Genomic DNA, 17783 nt, shown 5'->3' with positions numbered 1-17783 from the left:
CCCGGCTGGTGTTGATCGTGTAAGAGCTGCTGGTCGCTGACCCGCAGCCAACGTGAGCCAGGAATCCCCCTGCTTCAGCTGGGGGAGGATTCAAGGTCCGGCGGCTACGGTCGGCGCAGGGCCCGGACAGCGTCGGCGAGTTCCTGGTGCCGCTCGGCGCTCGCACCGAGGCGCCACAGCGGCCCTTCGCGATGCGGCTCCGCGTAGACCATGCCCCGATACCGGCCCACGTCGTAGACGGCCCAGGCCATGTCGCAGGTGTCGGCGGGCCTGCACTGCCACCGTCCACGGCGACAGGCCCCCGCTGCCTGCAGATGTCGCGGCCACCGTGTCAGGACCAGAGCCTGATGCCCGCCGACGAGGTCACGCGTACTCCGTGGAGCTGGTGAGGCTCACGCCACTCCGAGCCGCCACAGCGACGTGACCTCGCCCGCGCGGGCCCTGTGCAAGACGTCCGACGGGTCCGTCGCACGCGGGTGGCGGGGCCTGGTGGCCGTACGGGACAGCACGCGCAGGCCCGCCGCCGCGATCGTGTCCGCCAGCTCCGTGCGCTCACGCAGTCCGAGGCGTTCGGCCAGATCCGAGAGGATCAGCCAGCCTTCGCCGCCCGGTTCCAGATGGCCCGCGAGCCCGGTGAGGAAGCGGCGCAGCATCCGGCTGTCCTGGTCGTACACCGCCTGGTCGAGCGGCGTGCGGGGATGGCCGGGGAGCCAGGGCGGGTTGCAGACGATCAGGTGGGCGCGGCCTGCCGGGAAGAGGTCGGCGTGCCGTACCTCGATCCTGTCCGCCAGGCCGAGAAGGGCGGCGTTGTCGCGGGCGCAGGCCACGGCGCGCGCCTCCTGGTCGGTGGCGATGATGCGGCGCAGGCCGCGCCGGGCCAGGACGGCGGACAGCACGCCCGTACCTGTGCCGATGTCGAAGGCCCTGTCGCCCAGGGGTAGTGGGGCCTTGGCCACCAGGTCGACGTACTCGCCGCGGACCGGGGAGAAGACGCCGTAGTGCGGGTGGATGCGGTCACCACCGAGCGCGGGGATCTCCACGCCCTTCTTGCGCCATTCGTACGCGCCGATCACGCCGAGCAGTTCGCGCAGCGAGCCGACGCCGGGCCCTGCGCACGGGCCGTGCGCCTGGGTGCAGGCCTCCTGCACTCGCGGCGCTCGTGGCAGCGGGATCGTCCAGTCGCTCTCGTACGGAATGAGCAGCAGGCCCAGCAGCCGTGCCTGGCGCGACTGTTCATCGCGTTGCAGCCGGAAAGCCTCGGCCAGGGACAGACCGGCGGCTGAACTCCGGCGCTCGAAGCGGCGGCCCAGGGCGGCGAGGAGCCTGCGCGCGCTCGGATAGTCGCCGCGCCACAGGACGGCGGTGCCCTCCCCGATCACGCGGTGTACCTGGGCGACGCTGACGGTGTCGTCGACGGTGACGATGAGCTCCGGGGGTCGGGCTCCGTTCGCCGAGTACCACCGAGGGGGCACCTCCTGCGCACCCTCCACCGTCCGTCGCATCGCCCGTGTCATCACCGAACATCAACTCCCTTGAGAGGCGATCCTCGATGGTCTGCATCCGCCTTGGGCGTTTCCGAAGGGAACTTTCGCGCCCCCCTGACGCGGCAGCAGCACCCAGCCCCATGACGAGGAGTCCCGTGCCAACGGCTCGACACAGCTGGGCATCCTCACCCGGGCCATGGACGTTCGGTACGCACTGCTGCCTTCAGCGTCTCTGATTAGCTATGCGATCCTGAGTTGGATTGAGTTTCCGGGATCGTTTCCCACCGTGGTGGGGAGGCGTGGGCGTGGAGGTGGAATCCCGCGCCGAGTGCTGCCCCTCGTGGCCGGTGGCCGGTGGTGGGTGTGCTGATCGTGTTCACGCCCTGGTGTCGGTGGGCTGCGCGGGGCAGCCGGGTCCGGCCCGTGTGAGCGTGTCCCTCCGGACGCTGGCCAGCAGGACCGCGAGGCCGTGCTGGGGAGGGTGCCCTGCGTCGCCTGGGCGCGGGGCGTGTGGAACGACGCCGGGTGGAGCCGGTCTTGGACCGGTCCTTCCGGCTGGTCTTGGGAGTCGGTGTGAGGACTGCGTTCGCTTCCAGGTTGTCGATGACTGTCCGGATCACCATGTGGCCGCTGGTGCGGTCGGAAACGGTCTTGGCCTGGTGGGTCAGGCCGCGGGCTGCGATACGGCGCCAGGCACCGTGGTCGCGGTCGCCCTGCCAACGGCAGTCCTGGTTGGGGCAGATGGCCCATTTCCATCCCGCGATGGTGGGCCGGTCGGGGGCTTTGCGGTGCCGCAGCGGGGTCAGGCAGTGCGGGCACAGTTTGGAGGTGTTCCGCGCTGGAACCGTGACCACGGCGATGCCCTGCTCGGTGGCGAGGTGCCGCATGCGGTCGGCGATCTGTCCGCGGACCTGCTGGGACAGGCGGGTGTTCAGGGTGCGGCCCATGCCGCCCGCCTCCATCGACCGCAGATCCTCGACATAGATCACCGTGGCCGCGGCGGCAATCGCTTGGTCGACGGCCCACCTGGCGGCAGCCCACGCAAGCGCGTCGTTGAGGTTCGACCGGCGCTGCGAGACGTGCTGGATCTCGCTGCGCAGCACGTCCAGCTTGGGGGCAAGCTCGTGGTCGTCGTGGCCTGCGATGAGCCGCATGTACTGGTCGGCCTTGGTGTGCAGCCGCTCCGAGAGGCGGCGCAGCCGGTGCTGCTTGGCGAGCACACCGGCGGCGCGGAACTGGGCGCCGGCACCGAGCGCAGTGATCCGCCCATCGCCGTTCAGCTGCACGACGCCAACGCTGAGGAGCGTGTTCAGGCCCCAGTCCACGCCGAGCGCCACCGTATGACCAGTGCGGCCGGCCTTGGGGACGGCGTGGGTGTACGCCAGGTCAGCGCGCACGGTGTCACCCGCGAGGCGGAGGGTGGGAAGGTGGAGCACCGCCGTTGCCGGGACCGTCGGCGGCAGCGCGATGGGGCAGGCCACCCACGTCCAGTCACGGTATGTCTGCGGGTCGGGGCGGGTGGGCAGCTGAAGCCGTAGCAGCGCCTGCCCGGTGTCGGTTTCGGAGCGTTCGACCGTGGCTTGCTGCCCATCGCACGCGGCGAGCAGCAGCAGGCGCGGGATCCTTGGGGTGCCTTCGAGTTCGAACACGTCCACGGGCAGACGGCCGTTGGCCGTGGCGAACGTGGCGACCTGCCGGGTGCGGGCCTTGATGATGCTGGACGGCAGATTCTTTCCACCAGGGACCGCAGCGCGTACGGTGTCCCACTCGCGGGGAGTGCGCTTGCTCGGATCGATGGGCCATGCCGCCACGACCCCGGCAGTCAGGTCAGCGCGCCACTTCGCCGAGCGAAGCGCCCGCCCGGCCTGCTCCTGGGCCATGCGCACGATCCGGTCGTTGACCTTCACGCCCTCGGGCGGAGCGGCACTCCAACCGAGACGCCGCAGCGCCATCCACGCGTTCGACGGCAGTTCCCGGCCGCCCGCGTCGACGCCGGAGGCCAGCACATCAACATCGCCGGTATTGCAGTGTTCGGCCAGCAGGGCGGCGGCCAGGTTGGACACGAGGTCCGCGCACCAGCCGACGCGTAACGTCACAGCGGACAGCGACAGGCGTTCGCCGGTCTTCTCGTCCACTGCCCTGCGGAGCAGGGCGCGGGCGCACGCGGTACGGGGCATCTCGCCCTTACCGATCGGCAGCTTTCGACTCACGCGGTGCGCCCTGCGTCGCACTGGCCCGACTCGACCAGCAGGCGACGCCGGTTCTCAGCCGACCGCATCCCGTACAGGCGACCGGCGAACGTGGTGACCAGCGAAACGAAGTCCTCAAGGAGTTCATCCCGGCCACCGAGCTTCTTCGGGTGCAGCACCTCAAGACTCGCGCCGTACACGGACAGCAAGTGCCTGAGCCAGCCGACACCAAACCGGGCGAGCCGGTCCTCGTGCGTGACCCGCACGACGGTCACCGAGCCGTCAGCAACGGCCCGCAGGAGCCGGCTCAGAGCGGGCCGGTCCTCCCGCAGGCCAGAGGCCCGGTCACGGAAGACCTTGACGATCTCCCCGGTGGAAGTGGCCCGCAGCTCCTTCTCCTGCGCCTGAAGCGAGGATTCCAGTCCGTGGGAGCCGGAGACGCGCACGTACAGGCCCTCCAGGCGGACGCGCTCGCCACCGGTGGAGACCTTCATCGCCTCCACATCGATCGAGGAGAACCGGCGCTCACGCCCGACCCAAGTCACCGGAATCTTCCCCGAGTCAGCCCACAGACGAAGCGTCACGGGGTGAACACCCAAACGTTTGGCGGCCTTTGAGAGTCGAAGAAGTTCCACACGATCACCGTACGATCACTGAAGAACTCTAAGCAAATTGATGAGCCTCCCGGCAGCACCCCGACTTCGACGCCGAGATCCGGGCCGCCCACACCCGGAGCCGACGCCCACGCGCTACCTGCGCCCACCCATCTGTCCGCCTACGGTCGCGGGTCTACCCGACCACAACTCGAGGCGCGCCCGAACGGGTCAATGCGGACACTGAGGGCCCTGGGGTGGCAACCTGCAAAGCGGGGTGCGTGCAGGCCGAGAGAGCGGAGGACGGCTCCTCGCCCGCACGGCCACTGGTCGGTGTCGCGCCCGGTCGTGCCCGCACGTCAACCCGTGACAGGGAGCACTCCCCTTGGGGTGACATACAGGGCGACCGCCTTGAATTGATCGCACTCTTATTCGAATATCTAGCTATGTCACCACCGGTAGCGAGCGACAGGGCGGGGAGCGGTACCCGTTCACCGGCGGCCTCTCCGCTGGCGACGCTGCTGCCTGGCGGGCGGGTCCGCGCGGGCACCGCGGTCAGCGCGGGCGGGGACATGCCGTTGCTGCTCGCGCTCGCGGCGGAGGCCTCCCGCGGCGCGGCCGGGTGGGCGGCGGTGGGGCTACCGCAGTTGGGCGTCCTGGCAGCTGAGGCCGCCGGTCTGGAACTGGCGCACGGGATGCGCATCGACACCCCGGGCCGGCAGTGGGCGCAGGTCCTGGCCACCGTCCTCGAAGCCGTTCCCGTCGTGGTGACCGGCTCGCTGGATGCGGTGCCCGACCGGGTTGCGCGCCGCCTGGCGGCCGTGATGCGCCGCAGCGGGTCGGTCCTGCTGTCGGCTGGCGGCTGGCAAGGCGCGGAGGTGCGGCTGCACGTAGTGGTCTCCTCATGGGAGGGCGTCGGCCAGGGGCACGGTCTGCTGCGCGCACGGCGGGTGACGGTGGCGGCCGCCGGGCGTGGGGCCGCTGTCGCGCCCCGGTACGCCGAGATGTGGCTGCCCGGCCCGAACGGTGCCATCGCCCCGGTACGGCAGGAGGGGAGCGGTGGCCCGCTCGCCGTGCCCGCGGCGCCTGCGGTGCGTGCGGTCGGGGGACGTGCGGGCCTGCGCGTGGTGGGGTGACCCGCCGTGGCCGGCAGAGTGGTCGTGGCTTGGGTGCCCGACTTTCCCGTGATCGCCTGTGGCGGCCAGGACGCCGAGCCGGTCGCCGTCGTGCACCGCGACGCAGTGGTGGCCTGCTCGGCCGCCGCGCGCGCGGCCGGGGTGCGGCGCCGGATGCGGCTGCGGGTGGCGCAGGCCCGCTGTCCCGAGTTGCGGGTCGTCGAGCGGGACCTGGCCGCTGAGACGCGCGTGTTCGAGCGCGTGGCCGGTCATCTGGAGGGCACGGTGATGCCGCGCCTGGAGGTGATCCGGCCCGGCCTGCTCGCCGCGCCCGCCCGCGGCCCGTCCCGCTACTGGGGCGGCGAACAGCAGCTGGTCGACCGGCTGATTGCCGCCGTCGCCGAGCTCGGCTGGCCGGCCCGCGTGGGCATCGCCGACACCGTGTTCACCGCTGCGCTCGCCGCGCGTAGCGGCGAGATCATCCCGGCGGGTGGCGATGCCGCCTGGCTCGCCCCGTACCCGGTGGGCGTGCTGGGCGTGCCGCGGCTGGTGGAACTCCTTCAGCGCCTGGGCATCCGTACCGTCGGGACGTACGCCAGCCTGCCCGTGGACAAGGTGCTGGCCCGGTTCGGCGCTGAGGGCATGAACGCCCACCGTATGGCGCGCGGTCAGGAGTTGCGGCCGCTGTCGGTTAGATCCGGCATCGGCGAGCACAGCGTGGCGCACAGCTTCGAGCCTGCCGAGCAGCTGCTGGAGCCGGTGGCGTTCGTGGCCAAGGCGCTCGCCGAACAGCTTCACGAGCGGCTTGCGGCGGCTGGCGTCGTGTGCGCCCGGCTGGAGGCGGCCGTCGAACTCGCCGACGGCCGTATGCGGTCGCGGTTGTTTCGGCATGAGGGGCGGCTGTCGGCGCTCGCGGTCGCCGAGCGGGTGCGCGGCGTGCTGCAGGCCTGGGCGGAGGGCGGCGCCCTGGACGCCGGCGGCGAGGGCGGTATCACCCGTCTCATGCTGCGGCCCGAACAGCTGACCGCGGCAATGGGCCGTCAGAGCGCCCTGTTCGGTGAGCGGCACACCCCGGAGGAGATCGAGCGGGCCGGTGCCCGGGTGCAGGCCTTGCTCGGCCACCAGGCCGTCCTGCGTATGGAGATCGGAGGCGGCCGGGGACCTGCCGATCAGGTCAGGCTCATCCCGTTCGGTGATCTCGACTCCCGCCGCCCGGCCGAAGGGCCGTGGCCCGGGCGGCTGCCCGCGCCGCATCCCGCCGCCACCTTCCCCCGGTGGCTGCCCGCCGAGCTCACCGACGGCGGCGGGAAGTTGGTGGCCGTCTGTGCCCGTCTCGCCACGTCGGCCGCGCCCGCCCACCTCACGGTCGAGGGATACAGCGGGGCTGAGGTGGCCGGGTGGGCCGGGCCGTGGCCGGTGCTGGAGCAGTGGTGGGACCGCGGTCGCGGCCGCCGCATCGCCCGCATGCAGATCACCACCGCCGACGGCCATGCCTGGCTGCTGGCTATCGAAGACGGCCGCTGGTGGGCGGAGGCCCACTATGGGTGATTCCCCATTGAATTGACGTGTTGATGGGACACAACTGGAAGGTGGGAAGCGTGGGTTGGCGGGTGTATTGGGTACCTGAGCGACGGTCGGTGCCAGCGGATCGGGTACAGGCATTGGCGGGGCTGGAGGACCTGGCCGACCGTGAGGACCGGCTCGGGATCCACCCGGGAGACCCGATCTTGCTGTCGCCGGATTGCCGTATCGACGAGTTGCTGAGCCTGTATCTGTGCCGGTCCGGGTTCGCGAAGCTGGCGCCGGAGACCAAGCGCAACTACACGGACGACTACCGCCTGTTCTTCGACTTCCTGTGGGAGCGGGACAAGGTCTGGAACCAGGCAACCGACGACGATCTCGCGGACTTCGAGTACTGGCGCACGCGGGCATGTACGAATCCGGGGAAGATCGGCGGGTCCCGCTGGAACCGGGCCCTGGCCGCGCTCACCCGCCTCTACGACTGGGCCGAGCGTCGCGAGTATGTGGCACGGAACCCGGTGCTGATGCGTGACTTCATCGGCCGCACTGGCGAGGTGATCCGGGTTTCCCAAAGGAGGGCGAAGGACGCCAAGACCAGCAATGTCCACTGGCTGACGCCGCGGGCATTCCGTCTCTGGGTGAACGTCGGACTGCGCGGTCACACGGCCCAGGGGGTACCGGCGGCGAACTGGCGGGGACGACTGGAAGACCGCAATGCCGCCTTCGCGGACCTGCTACTGTCGTCTGGGATGCGGCTGACCGAGGCAGGCTCGCTGCTGACCATCGAAATGCCGCGCACGCGGCTGGGCGGCACCCGCTACTATCCGGGCCGCCTGGCGCCGGTGGTGACGAAGTCGAAGCGAGCCCGCACCTTCTACGCGTCGGCGCCGGTAGTGGGCGAGGTCGAGGGCTACATGGAGTCGTCGCGGGCCTTCGCGATTCGCCGAGCCCAGGCGAAGGGCCGCTACGAAGGGTTGCCGGAGATGCGGCTGGTGACGAAGTTCGCGGGCCTGCGCAAGAAGGTGTTGCACTGGCGGGACCAGAACGGGGCCGAGGGGCGGACGCCGCTGTCCGAGGCGGACGTGGCCGAGCGGATGACGCTGTTCACCGAGGGCCCGGCGGGACCGGAACCGCTGTGGTTGTGGCTGAACGAGTCCGGGCTGCCGTTCCGCCCCGCATCGTGGGAGAACGTCTTTCGTACCGCGTCCGAGCGATGCGCTCAGGTGCTGGACAGAGTCGTCGCCGAGCCGCCGTTTTGTACCCCGCACATGGCCAGGCATTCCTTCGCTCTCTACATGCTCGTGGTCCTGCACCACGTCGTTGACCTGCGGATGGGGTTGACGCCGGAGGAGAGGAGGGACTTCCGGCTTCTCTACGGAGACCCATGGCGGATGGTCCAAGACCTGCTCGGACACGCCCAGTTGGAGACGACGAGGGAGATCTACCTCGCCGGTGTCAGACCTGCAGTTGCGGTCACTGATGGCAGACCCCGAACCCGCCGAAGGCTGCGGCGTGGGCTGGTCTCAAGACCGGGTCACCTCACTGCTGGCCCGGATCGCCGAAGAGAGCGACGGCATCCAGGACATCGACGCCAGGCTCGCCCCGTCGGCGGTGTCGGCATGAGCCGTCGCGGCCGCAAGGCCACCTTGCCTGCGACGCCTTTCCGCCGTCCCGCAGTACTCGGTGACGATCCGCGCGATGTGGTGGTACGCCACGCCACCAAGCAGGGCGCCACGCGGGTCTACGACTTCGGCCAGGTACCGGTGGCTCCCGCGATGCAGCGTTCGCTGGCGGTGCTCTTCGCGGCGAAGTGCACCAGCGGTGCCTGGACCTCGTTGAAATCGAGCATGGTCACGTGGCGGTGCTTGCACGCTCTGGGCGAGTTCTTGGCCGGGCAGGAAACACCGCCGGCGGATGTCCCGGATCTGACGGCCGGCGTGTGGTCGGCCTGGCGGCTGAGCCGCAATACCAAGACGGAGATCGGCTACAACCAGGTCATGCTCACGCAGTTGCTGCTGCGGGGTGACAGCCGACTGCGGCGGGAGGTCAGGGCTGTCATGGCCCGACGCCTCCCAGAGCCGAGGGTGCGGGAGAGGGCTTTTCCGCCGGGGGAGTTCCGCGCGATCAAGGTTGCGGCCCAGCGGACGTTCCGGTCCGCGCTACTGCGCATCCGCGAGAACACCGCGCATCTCGATGCCTGGCGCAACGGTGCTTTCACCCAGGGCAGCCGGGAGTACGCGCGAGGCGAGGCTCTGGACCTGCTGGCGCGGACCGGGGACCTGCCTCGCCGGACCAGGGAGAACGGCAGGGGCGGGGAGGTTGCTCGTCATTATGCGAAGGCGCTCGGCGGCGGGACCCCGGAGTACACCTGGAAGCGGCTGTTCCTAACGCGGCTGGAGGCGGCCGCGCTCGCGGTGCTGTTGGTCACCGAGTTCGGCTTCAACGCCACCACCGTCTCCGTGCTGCCGGTCCCGCGGGCCATCCCCGACTCCGGGGAGCGAAGCGGGGTGAGGGTCTATCGGCTGGAGTTGGAGAAACGCCGGCGTCATGCTGGGCACCACTTCGAATCCCGCAACATCACTGACCACGGCGCCGACTCGGCTGGGCGGCTGATCTCGGACGCTCTGGAGGCCACAGCCCTCGCCCGCGCTTACGTCGCGGACCGGGCTCCTGACGCTGACCGGCTGCTGGTCTGGCGGAGCATGACCAACAAGAGCGAGACGACCAGTGCGGTCGGCGAGCTGATGCGAGTGGGTCCGTTCGGTCTCGGCGTCGACCACTATGCGGCCGCCCGCTGGGCGCAAGAGCACGGCCTGCCGAGCAAGGTGCTGCGGCGGAGCCGCAAGACCGTGAACGTGGTGCACCGTCGCGAGCCTGGCCAGAACACCCAGGACACCCACGACCGTGCCTACGTGCTGCCCGAGCCCCAAGCCCAGCAGGCCGCCGTCGAGGTCATCGCGGCCGGCGCCCACGACGCCATCGCGACTGCCCACCGGTCGGTTCTGCGAGCCCAGCTGGCCGACGCACCGCAGCCCGGCGACCAGGAGACCGCGACGGTGTCGTGCTCGGATATCGAGCACAGCCCGTTCTCACCCCCCGGTGCGGGCTGCGGGGCCTCGTTCCTACTCTGCACCGCCTGCCCGAACGCCCGGGTGGCTCCAGTCCATCACTCTCGGCTGGCCCACCTGCATGCCGCCCTGGAGAACCTCCGCAGTGTCCTGGACCCGGCCATCTGGCAGGCGGACTGGCACGACACTCACGCCCGGCTCGAGGACCTGCGGCAGCGGCTGGGCCCCGAAGTCTGGAAGCAGGCCCGGCAGGAAATCAGCGACCTGGACCGGCAGATCATCGACGACCTCTTGAACGGACATTTCGACTCATGAGCATCCTGGCCGCCGAGCTCTCCCCAACTGTCCCGGTCGCCGGCACTCCCGTGGTCCCCAAAGCCTTGCGCGTCGACGGCTACTCCGGTCCGGTCTCCTCATACGGCGACGACATCTGGTCGCTGGACCCGATGAACGCGAACCCGAGCGCAGCGCGGGTCCGCGTCCAGTGGCATCCGTTCCCGGCCTCGATGCGCGAGGAGTTCCGATTCCTGGCCTGGCTGATGGTCAATGCCCCGCTACCGGACATCTTTCTGGAGGGGCGTCCTGTCTCGATGCGGACGCGACAAGCCGCTTCCACGGCTTACGGCACCGTTCTGCAATGGAGACGGTTCGCGATCTGGCTGCACAAGCGCGGCACCACCAGCTTGGCCGCCTGCAAGGGTGAGGACTTTCGCGAGTACGCCGCCTCGTTGACCCGTAAGGCAAAGGCGGTCCGCAGCACAGTCAGCGGCGAACTGTTCGGCCTCACGCGGATGTGGATGGTCGACCAGACCAGTCCCAACCCGCTGAACATCCCCGAACCGCCCTGGGAACACGAAGGGATCGACGACTTCCTGCCCGCCGCATCGGCCGGCGGAGAGAACGTCACCGAGGCCATCAGCCCGGCGACGATGGGGCCGCTGCTGATCTGGGCCCTACGCGTGGTCGACGACTTCGCCGAGGACATCCTGGCGGCCTGGTCCGAGAAGCGGCGGCTGACCGAGGTTGCCCAGACGGCCCCACGGACCCAGGAGGGTCTGGCCAGACTGAACTCCTACCTCTCCGACCTGGCCAAATGCGGACACCCCATGCCCACGACCTCCCTCCACGGCCAGTCGCGGACCGCCGCCCTCTACATCGCCGGAATCAACGGCGTGCCCCTCGCCCAGGTCACCCAGACCACGAACAAGGGCCAGCAGTGGAAGGAATATCAGGTCGCCCACCAGGGCGGATGCCCCCTGCCCACACCCATCAACGGAACGGTCAACGGGGAGAGTTGGACCGAGAGCATCGACTTCTACGAGGCGCCCTCGCTCATGCGCCACCTCAGCACGGCTTGCTTCATCGTCCTGACCTACCTGACCGGCATGCGACCCGGTGAAGTCCTCAGCCTGAGGTCCGGCTGCTGCCCTGACCCGGACGAGCCCGGCCAGCGTCACGTGATTCACGGATACGTCTACAAGACCGCCGTCGACGCAGACGGCAACCACCTCTCCACCGGTCAACTGCGAGACGTCCCCTGGGTCGCCATCACCCCGGTCGTCTCCGCCATCCGGGTACTGGAGAGGATGGTTCCCGGCGGCGAACTCCTCTTCAGCAGCCAGTTCCACCATTTCGACGGCGGTCTGCCGACTACATCCCCGCTGCGCTCCGGGAGCCTGGCCGGTCGAGTGGAGAGGTTCATGGGCTGGGCCAGCCAGCTGGCCCACCGTCTGGAACGTCCGCACGAGGCAATCCCGCCGGACCCGCACGGCGCGATCAGCACGAGCCGCTTCCGTCGCACACTGGCGTGGCACATCGCCCGTCGCCCAGGAGGGCTGGTCGCCCTGGCAATTCAGTACGGCCACATGCGTACTGCCGTCAGCGCCGGCTATGCCTCGCGCAGCCGCGACGGCATCCATGACTTGCTCGACATCGAGACCGTCAAGGCCGCCGCCGACACCCTCGCGTCCCTCGCCGCGGATCAGGTCACGGGAGGCGGGGTCTCCGGACCCGCTGCACGGCGGGTCATCCTCGCCGCAAGCCAGGCTCCGGCCTTCGAGGGCATCGTCCTCACCGCCAGCCAGGCCCGCAAGCTCCTGACGAACTCCGCCCTGGCTGTCTACGACAACCCGAACGCCTTCCTGACCTGCGTCTATAACCCCGATAAGGCCCTATGCCGACTCCGGGCGAGTCAGATGGCCCCCAGCCTCGATCGCTGTGTGTCGACCTGCGCGAATATCGCCCGCACTGACCAGCACGCCGCCCAACTCGCCTTCAAAGCCGACGAACTCGACAAGCAAGCTGCCGGCGAACTCGTCCCTCAGCCCCTGGCCGAACGGCTCCGGAGCCATGCCACCAGGCTGCGAGAACTCGCGGAGACACACCAGCGTGAACGGCTTACCGTCTCGGAGGCACCCGCATGAGTCCCGCACCAGACGAACGCGACCGCATCCGCGTGGCCATGGACCGGATCCTCGCGGGTGTCCCGCAGCGGTCAAACGGGGCCCTGACCGTCGTGGCCCTCGCCACCGAGGCCGATGTCCCCCGCAATGCCCTCACTCAGCGGCACCTCGACCTGAAAAACGAGTTCTACGAGAAGGTCCGGGCCCGCGGCGAGATGCCCGACGTCGAGAAGCGGCTCCGCCGACAGCTGGTGAAGGCCAAGGAACTCCGAACTCAGGCGCTGAAGGAGATCGAACAACTCAGGGCCGACAACGAGGCGTTGGTCGGCGCACTGCACCAGGTCGTGATGGAGAACCGTCAGCTCCGTCTCCAGGTGGCCGAACAACGGAGCAACGTCCACGTCCTTCCGACCCAGCCCAGACCCTCCTCTCAGTGAGGGAGAACTTCAACATGCGGAACTTGACAGAGAAGGGTGACGCGCACATCCTCCGCTTCCCCACCGCCCGCACCAACGGCGAGCGTGAGGACACCGGGCCGGGCTGGGCCGAGCTCCACGTCCACTCGGCCTTCAGCTTCCTTCAGGGCTGCGCACAACCCGACGCCCTCGTCGCCGAAGCCGCCCGCCTCGGGATTTCGGTGCTTGCGGTCACCGACCGGGACGGCCTGTACGCCGCGCGGCGGCTCGCCCAGGCCGCGAAGCCCGCCGGGATCGGCACTGTCTACGGCGCCGAACTCACGCTTGTCTACCCGGAGTTGGGCACGCCCGTCGTCCTGGCCCGCACCCTGGAAGGATTCCGGCGTCTGTCGGCAGTCATCAGCAGCGCGCAGCTGGCCGGCGCCAAGAGCGCCCCGGTCTACGACCTGGACGTGCTCTTTCGGGCGGCAGCCGCGGGGCAGTGGGCGGTGCTGCCTGGCTGCCCCCGCCCGGATGCCGACCGCCGCGACGTTGCCCTGGTGGCCCGTCGGCTTGAGCGCCTGGCCGAGGTCTTCACAACCAGCAGTCTCTATGCCGAGCTGGTCAACCACCACCACCCGGAAGACTCCGTCGCCAATGACACCATGTACGTTGCCGCCCGCCGCATCGGTGTCCCGGTCGTGGCCACCGGCGCCGTCCACTACCCCGCGCCGCGCCAGGCCCCTCTGGCCCAGGCCCTGGCCGCGCTGCGCCGCCGCGAGAGCCTCGGGCGCGCTGCCGGGCACCTCGACGCGGCCCCGACCGCGCACCTGCGCTCGCCCGCCGAGATGGCCAAGGCGCTCACCCGCTACCCCGGCGTGCTGGAGAACACCCTGGAGTTGGGCCGCAACTCGGTCATCGACCTCGACCAGCTGCGACCCGAACTGCCCGGATACCCGACCCCGGCGGGGTACGACGAGGACGCGTGGCTGCGCTACCTCGCCGAGCGGGCCTGTGCCACCCGTTACGGTGAGCGTGAGGAGACGTCCATTGAGACCCGCGCGGCGTGGAAGCAGGTCGATCACGAGCTCGGCGTGATCGCCGAGCTGGGAATGGCCGGCTACTTCTTGATCGTCCACGACATCGTGCAGTTCGCGGTCGGCCGCGGCATCTGGTGCCAGGGCCGTGGCTCGGCGGCCAGCAGCGTGGTCTGCTACGTCCTCGGGATCACGGCCGTCGACGCCCTCAAGCACGGCCTGCTCTTCGAACGCTTCCTCAGCGTGGAGAAGGCAGGACCCCCGGACATCGACATCGATTTCGAGGCCGGCCGCCGCGAGGAGGTCATCCAGTACGTCTACCAGCGCTACGGCCGCGATCACGCCGCCCAGGTCGCCAACGTCATCACCTACCAGCCCAGACTCTCCACACATGACGCCGCCCGAGTCCTCGGCTACCCGGCCGCACAGATCAGGGAGATGACCCGGCACATCCACCACAACCCGCCCGGCCCCGGCGTCGACCTGCCTCCGGACGTGCGTGAGCTCGCCGCCCAACTGCACACCCTGCCCCGGCACCTGGGCGTGCACGTCGGCGGCATGGTCCTGACCCGCCAACCGATCGGCGAGGTCATGCCCACCGAATGGGCCACCGCCCAGGGCCGCTCCGTGCTACAGGGCGACAAGGACGACGTGGCCGCCGCCGGCCTCATCAAGATCGACCTGCTGGGTCTGGGCATGCTCTCCGCCCTGCACACCGCCTGTGACCTGATCCGCGAGCACTACGGCGTGCGGCTGGACCTCACGTCGATCCCGGCCGACGACCCGGACGTCTACCGCATGATCGCGCGCGGCGACACGATCGGCGTTTTCCAGGTCGAATCAAGAGCGCAGGTCTCGACACTGCCGCAGCTGAGGCCGGAGAACTTCAACGACCTCGCCATCGCCGCCTCGATCATCCGTCCGGGCCCGATCCAGGCCGGCTCCAAACACCCATTCCTGCGACGCCGGCGCGGCGAGGAACCCGTCACCTACCCCCACCCCCTGGCCCGGCGCGCCCTGGAGAAAACGCTGGGCGTCGCCCTGTATCAGGAGCAGGCGATGCAACTGGCCATGGACTGCGCTGGCTTCACCCCCGGCCAGGCGGACCGGCTACGCAAGGCGATGGCCGCCAAGCACGCCCCGGAGAAGGTCGCCGAGCTACGCGGCCGCCTGATGAACGGCATGGCCGACAACGGCATCCCACCTGCGGCCGCCGAAGTGATCATCTCCATGATCGAGGCCTTCAGTGGCTACGGCTTCCCCGAAAGCCACGCCCAGTCGATGGCCCACATCATCTACGCCAGCGCCTGGATCAAGTACCACTACCCCGCGGCCCTGCTCGCCGGGATCATGGCCCATCTTCCGATGGGCTTCTACGACGTGCAGACCCTCATCCAGGACGCGCGACGCCGCCAAATCCCCGTCCGCACCGTCGACGTGACCGCCTCAGGCGTGCACGCCACCCTCGAACCCGACGCGGAGAGCGGGCAGATGACAATCCGCCGCGGTCTGACCAGCGTCACCGGACTGAGCCCCGACACCGCCTGCGTGATCCTCGAAGCCCGGGCCGCGCAGCCCTTCGACAACCTGGAGGACTTCGCCCGCCGCACTCAGCTACCCGCCCGCCTGATGGAACAGCTCGCCGGCGCCGGGGCATTCGACGCCTTCAGCGGCCACCGCCGCACCGCGCTGTGGGCGGCCGGAGCCTTCCCCCGCACGATCCAGCCCTACCTCCCCGGCCTCGGCATGCTGGCCCCCACCCCCGACCTGCCGCCGATGACGAGCGCCGAACAGACGGCCGCAGACCTGGCCACCACCGGAGCCAGCGCCACCACCCACCCGGTCCACCACGTCCGGCCCCACCTCGAGCGCCGTGGCGCCCTGACCGCCGCGGCCGCGCGCGACCTGGCCGACCAGACCCGGGTCCGCGTCGGCGGCCTCGCCAAATACCTGCAGCGGCCTCCGACCGCAAACGGCGTGGCCTTCGGCGCCCTGGAGGACGAGACCGGCATGGTCAACCTCGTCTTCTCCCCACCCGTGTGGGAGCACTGCCGGCGCACAGTCCTCGAAGCCCCCGCCGTCATCCTCGACGGACACGTCGAGCGGGCATACGACGCGGTCAACGTCATCGTCCACAGCGTGGAAGGCCTTGCCGTCCCCGCACCGGCCGTGCACCGGCGTCTTTACGGGAGGTGACACCGCCAGAAGATCGTCCCGGTGTCCGGGGGCAACGCTTCAGCCGAACCGACTCGGGGTCTGTTCAGGCAGGTCGACTGAGCGGGGCGACCAGGCCGTCGCCAGCACCGCGGTGCGCTCGGTGGGCCCGTATGTGATGAAGTCGTCGGTTGCGGCGTCGTAGACACGGACGTGGCTGTGCGGACTGGTGCAGACGAGGGCGCGCGCGATCCCGGGCAGGCCGAGGCTGAGAGCATCGCAGTCTCCAGAGCGGACGAGCTGCAGCAGGTAAGTGGTGACGCGTTCCCAGTCGCCGACGGTCGGCCAGTCGGCTCCTCCGCCCAGTTCGTGGGTGAGGGTTGTAGGTGCCGGGAACTACGTCCATGCTGGTCAGGCCGCGTGTTGGTACTCGTGCAGGATGCCTCCGAGGCGGTCGCGTCTGCTGACACGCAGGTGGACGAGTCGGCCTGGTTCGGTGATCGGTTCGGGTAGCGGGCGCAGGGGTGCGGCTCCTGCGAGGGTGCGGTGGGGGCGATGCTCGTTATGGTGCTCCTCGTACTCGCGCAGGGCGTGCAGCAGGTGGGCCTGTTCCAGATAAGCGTGCGGTCGAGGAGCTCGGCCCTGCAGGAGCGGATCCAGCGCTCCATGATCGTATTCATCCGGGGCATCCTCACCCCGGTGCGCAGGATTTCGATGCCCTCACCGACCAAGACAGCGTCGAAGCCGACCGGGTAGCGCACGTCGCGGTCGCGGATCAAATAGGTGATCTTTGCCCCGCTGTCCTGGATGTCCATGGCGAGGTTCCTCGCCACCTGGGTGACCCAGGCTGCGGTGGGCTGTGTGGTGACACCGAGGATGCGGACGCCGCGGGTGGAGTGTCCGATCACGGCGAGGACGGTGAGGACCGGGCCGGTGAGGGTCTTGGTCTCGAAGAAGTCGGCGGCCAGGATGGCGTCGGCCTGGGAGCGGAGGAAGGCGGCCCAGGTGGTGTGCTCGCGTTCGGGTGCGGGTGGGATGCCGTGCTCCTTGAGGATGCTCCACACGGTCGAGGCAGCGACCTTGATGCCCAGCGCGGCGAGTTCGCCGTGTATGCGCCGATAGCCCCACGAGGAGTTTTCTCGAGCGAGACGCAGCACCAGCTCACGGACAGAGCGGACGGTACGCGGTCACCCCGGGCGCTTGGGCCGCGAGGCCTTGGCGTGGCGGCGGCGCAGCAGATCGCGGTGCCACCGCAGCACGGTGTCCGGAGAGACGATCAGCTGGAGCTCACGAAGCCGTACCCGGGGGAGGCGGTGCAGCAGCGCAGCGAGCAGTACCCGCTCGGGCCAGGTGAGCTGCGGCTTCTCCACCTGCCGCTGAAGTACGCCGAGTTGGCGGCGCAGCGCGAGGATCTCGAGGTCCTTCTCACGGTCGCTCATCGGCAATAGCCGTATCAGACTGAACGCGGTCGACAGGGCGAGATACGGCAGTCGCAACAGCACAGTCAACCATCATTGCGGCCGACATCGGTCCCCTCCAAGAAGGCCTCACCGTGACGCACGGACGAGGCAGCTGCTCACCTCTGGTGACTGCGCATCAAACCTGCGACCAGCGCGGATGCGATATTCGGCACGTACACGATCTTGGTGGCTAATTCGAATTCGGTTGCTGCGAGGCGGAGTTGATGGCTGTAGGGGTGGCTCCAGCGGATGGGATCATGTTGATCGTCTATCTTGTCGTGGTTCCTTAGGGATCGGAGTGTGTCGTGTCGATGCAGCCGCAGTCCTGGCCTGAGCCGGATCCGCAGGTCGCGGTAGCGATCCGG

General features: G+C 69.6%; 11 protein-coding genes and 1 pseudogene. 6 read left to right on the top strand and 6 right to left on the bottom strand.

The window, feature by feature from the left end; all coding sequences use genetic code 11:
- Positions 1-104 precede the first annotated feature (104 nt).
- The 4 genes from ACWDA7_RS40360 to ACWDA7_RS40345 all read right to left on the bottom strand — a co-directional run bounded on the left by ACWDA7_RS40360 (position 105) and on the right by ACWDA7_RS40345 (position 4308).
- On the bottom strand, positions 105-251 hold the full coding sequence (locus ACWDA7_RS40360) for a hypothetical protein (RefSeq protein ID WP_450611459.1): 147 nt from the start codon (positions 249-251) through the stop codon (positions 105-107).
- Between the two features lie 141 nt (positions 252-392).
- Positions 393-1502, bottom strand: a complete 1110-nt coding sequence (locus ACWDA7_RS40355; RefSeq protein ID WP_450611457.1) for a methyltransferase — start codon at positions 1500-1502, stop codon at positions 393-395.
- A 218-nt stretch (positions 1503-1720) separates the two neighbouring features.
- A complete protein-coding gene (locus tag ACWDA7_RS40350) occupies positions 1721-3694 on the bottom strand; it encodes a zinc ribbon domain-containing protein (RefSeq protein WP_450611455.1) in 1974 nt (657 codons plus the stop codon).
- Positions 3691-4308 carry an IS607 family transposase gene (locus tag ACWDA7_RS40345; RefSeq protein ID WP_450611453.1) on the bottom strand — a complete coding sequence of 206 codons (618 nt, stop codon included), beginning with the start codon at positions 4306-4308 and terminating at the stop codon, positions 3691-3693. Before ACWDA7_RS40345 ends, ACWDA7_RS40350 begins: the two co-directional genes overlap by 4 nt.
- 404 nt (positions 4309-4712) lie before the next feature.
- Between ACWDA7_RS40345 and ACWDA7_RS40340 the strand changes: the two genes are divergently transcribed.
- From ACWDA7_RS40340 to ACWDA7_RS40315, 6 genes are all read left to right on the top strand, one after another.
- Positions 4713-5402: a hypothetical protein gene (locus ACWDA7_RS40340; protein ID WP_450611451.1), complete on the top strand. Its 690-nt coding sequence runs from the start codon at positions 4713-4715 to the stop codon at positions 5400-5402.
- Between the two features lie 6 nt (positions 5403-5408).
- Complete coding sequence (locus ACWDA7_RS40335) at positions 5409-6929, top strand: DNA polymerase Y family protein (RefSeq protein ID WP_450611449.1); 1521 nt, start codon at positions 5409-5411, stop codon at positions 6927-6929.
- A gap of 89 nt (positions 6930-7018) precedes the next feature.
- Positions 7019-10285: a site-specific integrase gene (locus tag ACWDA7_RS40330; RefSeq protein ID WP_450611447.1), complete on the top strand. Its 3267-nt coding sequence runs from the start codon at positions 7019-7021 to the stop codon at positions 10283-10285.
- Positions 10282-12393: an integrase gene (locus tag ACWDA7_RS40325; RefSeq protein ID WP_450611445.1), complete on the top strand. Its 2112-nt coding sequence runs from the start codon at positions 10282-10284 to the stop codon at positions 12391-12393. The genes ACWDA7_RS40330 and ACWDA7_RS40325 overlap by 4 nt, the downstream gene beginning before the upstream one ends.
- On the top strand, positions 12390-12809 hold the full coding sequence (locus ACWDA7_RS40320) for a hypothetical protein (protein ID WP_450611443.1): 420 nt from the start codon (positions 12390-12392) through the stop codon (positions 12807-12809). The genes ACWDA7_RS40325 and ACWDA7_RS40320 overlap by 4 nt, the downstream gene beginning before the upstream one ends.
- A 14-nt stretch (positions 12810-12823) precedes the next feature.
- Positions 12824-16000, top strand: a complete 3177-nt coding sequence (locus tag ACWDA7_RS40315) for an error-prone DNA polymerase (RefSeq protein ID WP_450611441.1) — start codon at positions 12824-12826, stop codon at positions 15998-16000.
- 369 nt (positions 16001-16369) lie between these two features.
- On the opposite strand, the pseudogene ACWDA7_RS40310 reads toward ACWDA7_RS40315, so the two are convergent.
- Together ACWDA7_RS40310 and ACWDA7_RS40305 are read right to left on the bottom strand one after the other, a co-directional pair.
- A pseudogene (locus ACWDA7_RS40310) lies at positions 16370-17460 on the bottom strand (integrase core domain-containing protein).
- Positions 17461-17534: 74 nt separating this feature from the next.
- Positions 17535-17783 (bottom strand): hypothetical protein (locus ACWDA7_RS40305; protein WP_450611439.1); only part of this gene is annotated, 249 nt, incomplete at its 5' end.

The sequence above is a fragment of the Streptomyces sp. NPDC001156 genome (genome assembly GCF_053598275.1).
The sequence above is the reverse complement of the archived record's forward strand: the minus strand, read 5'-3'. Positions and strand labels throughout refer to the sequence as shown.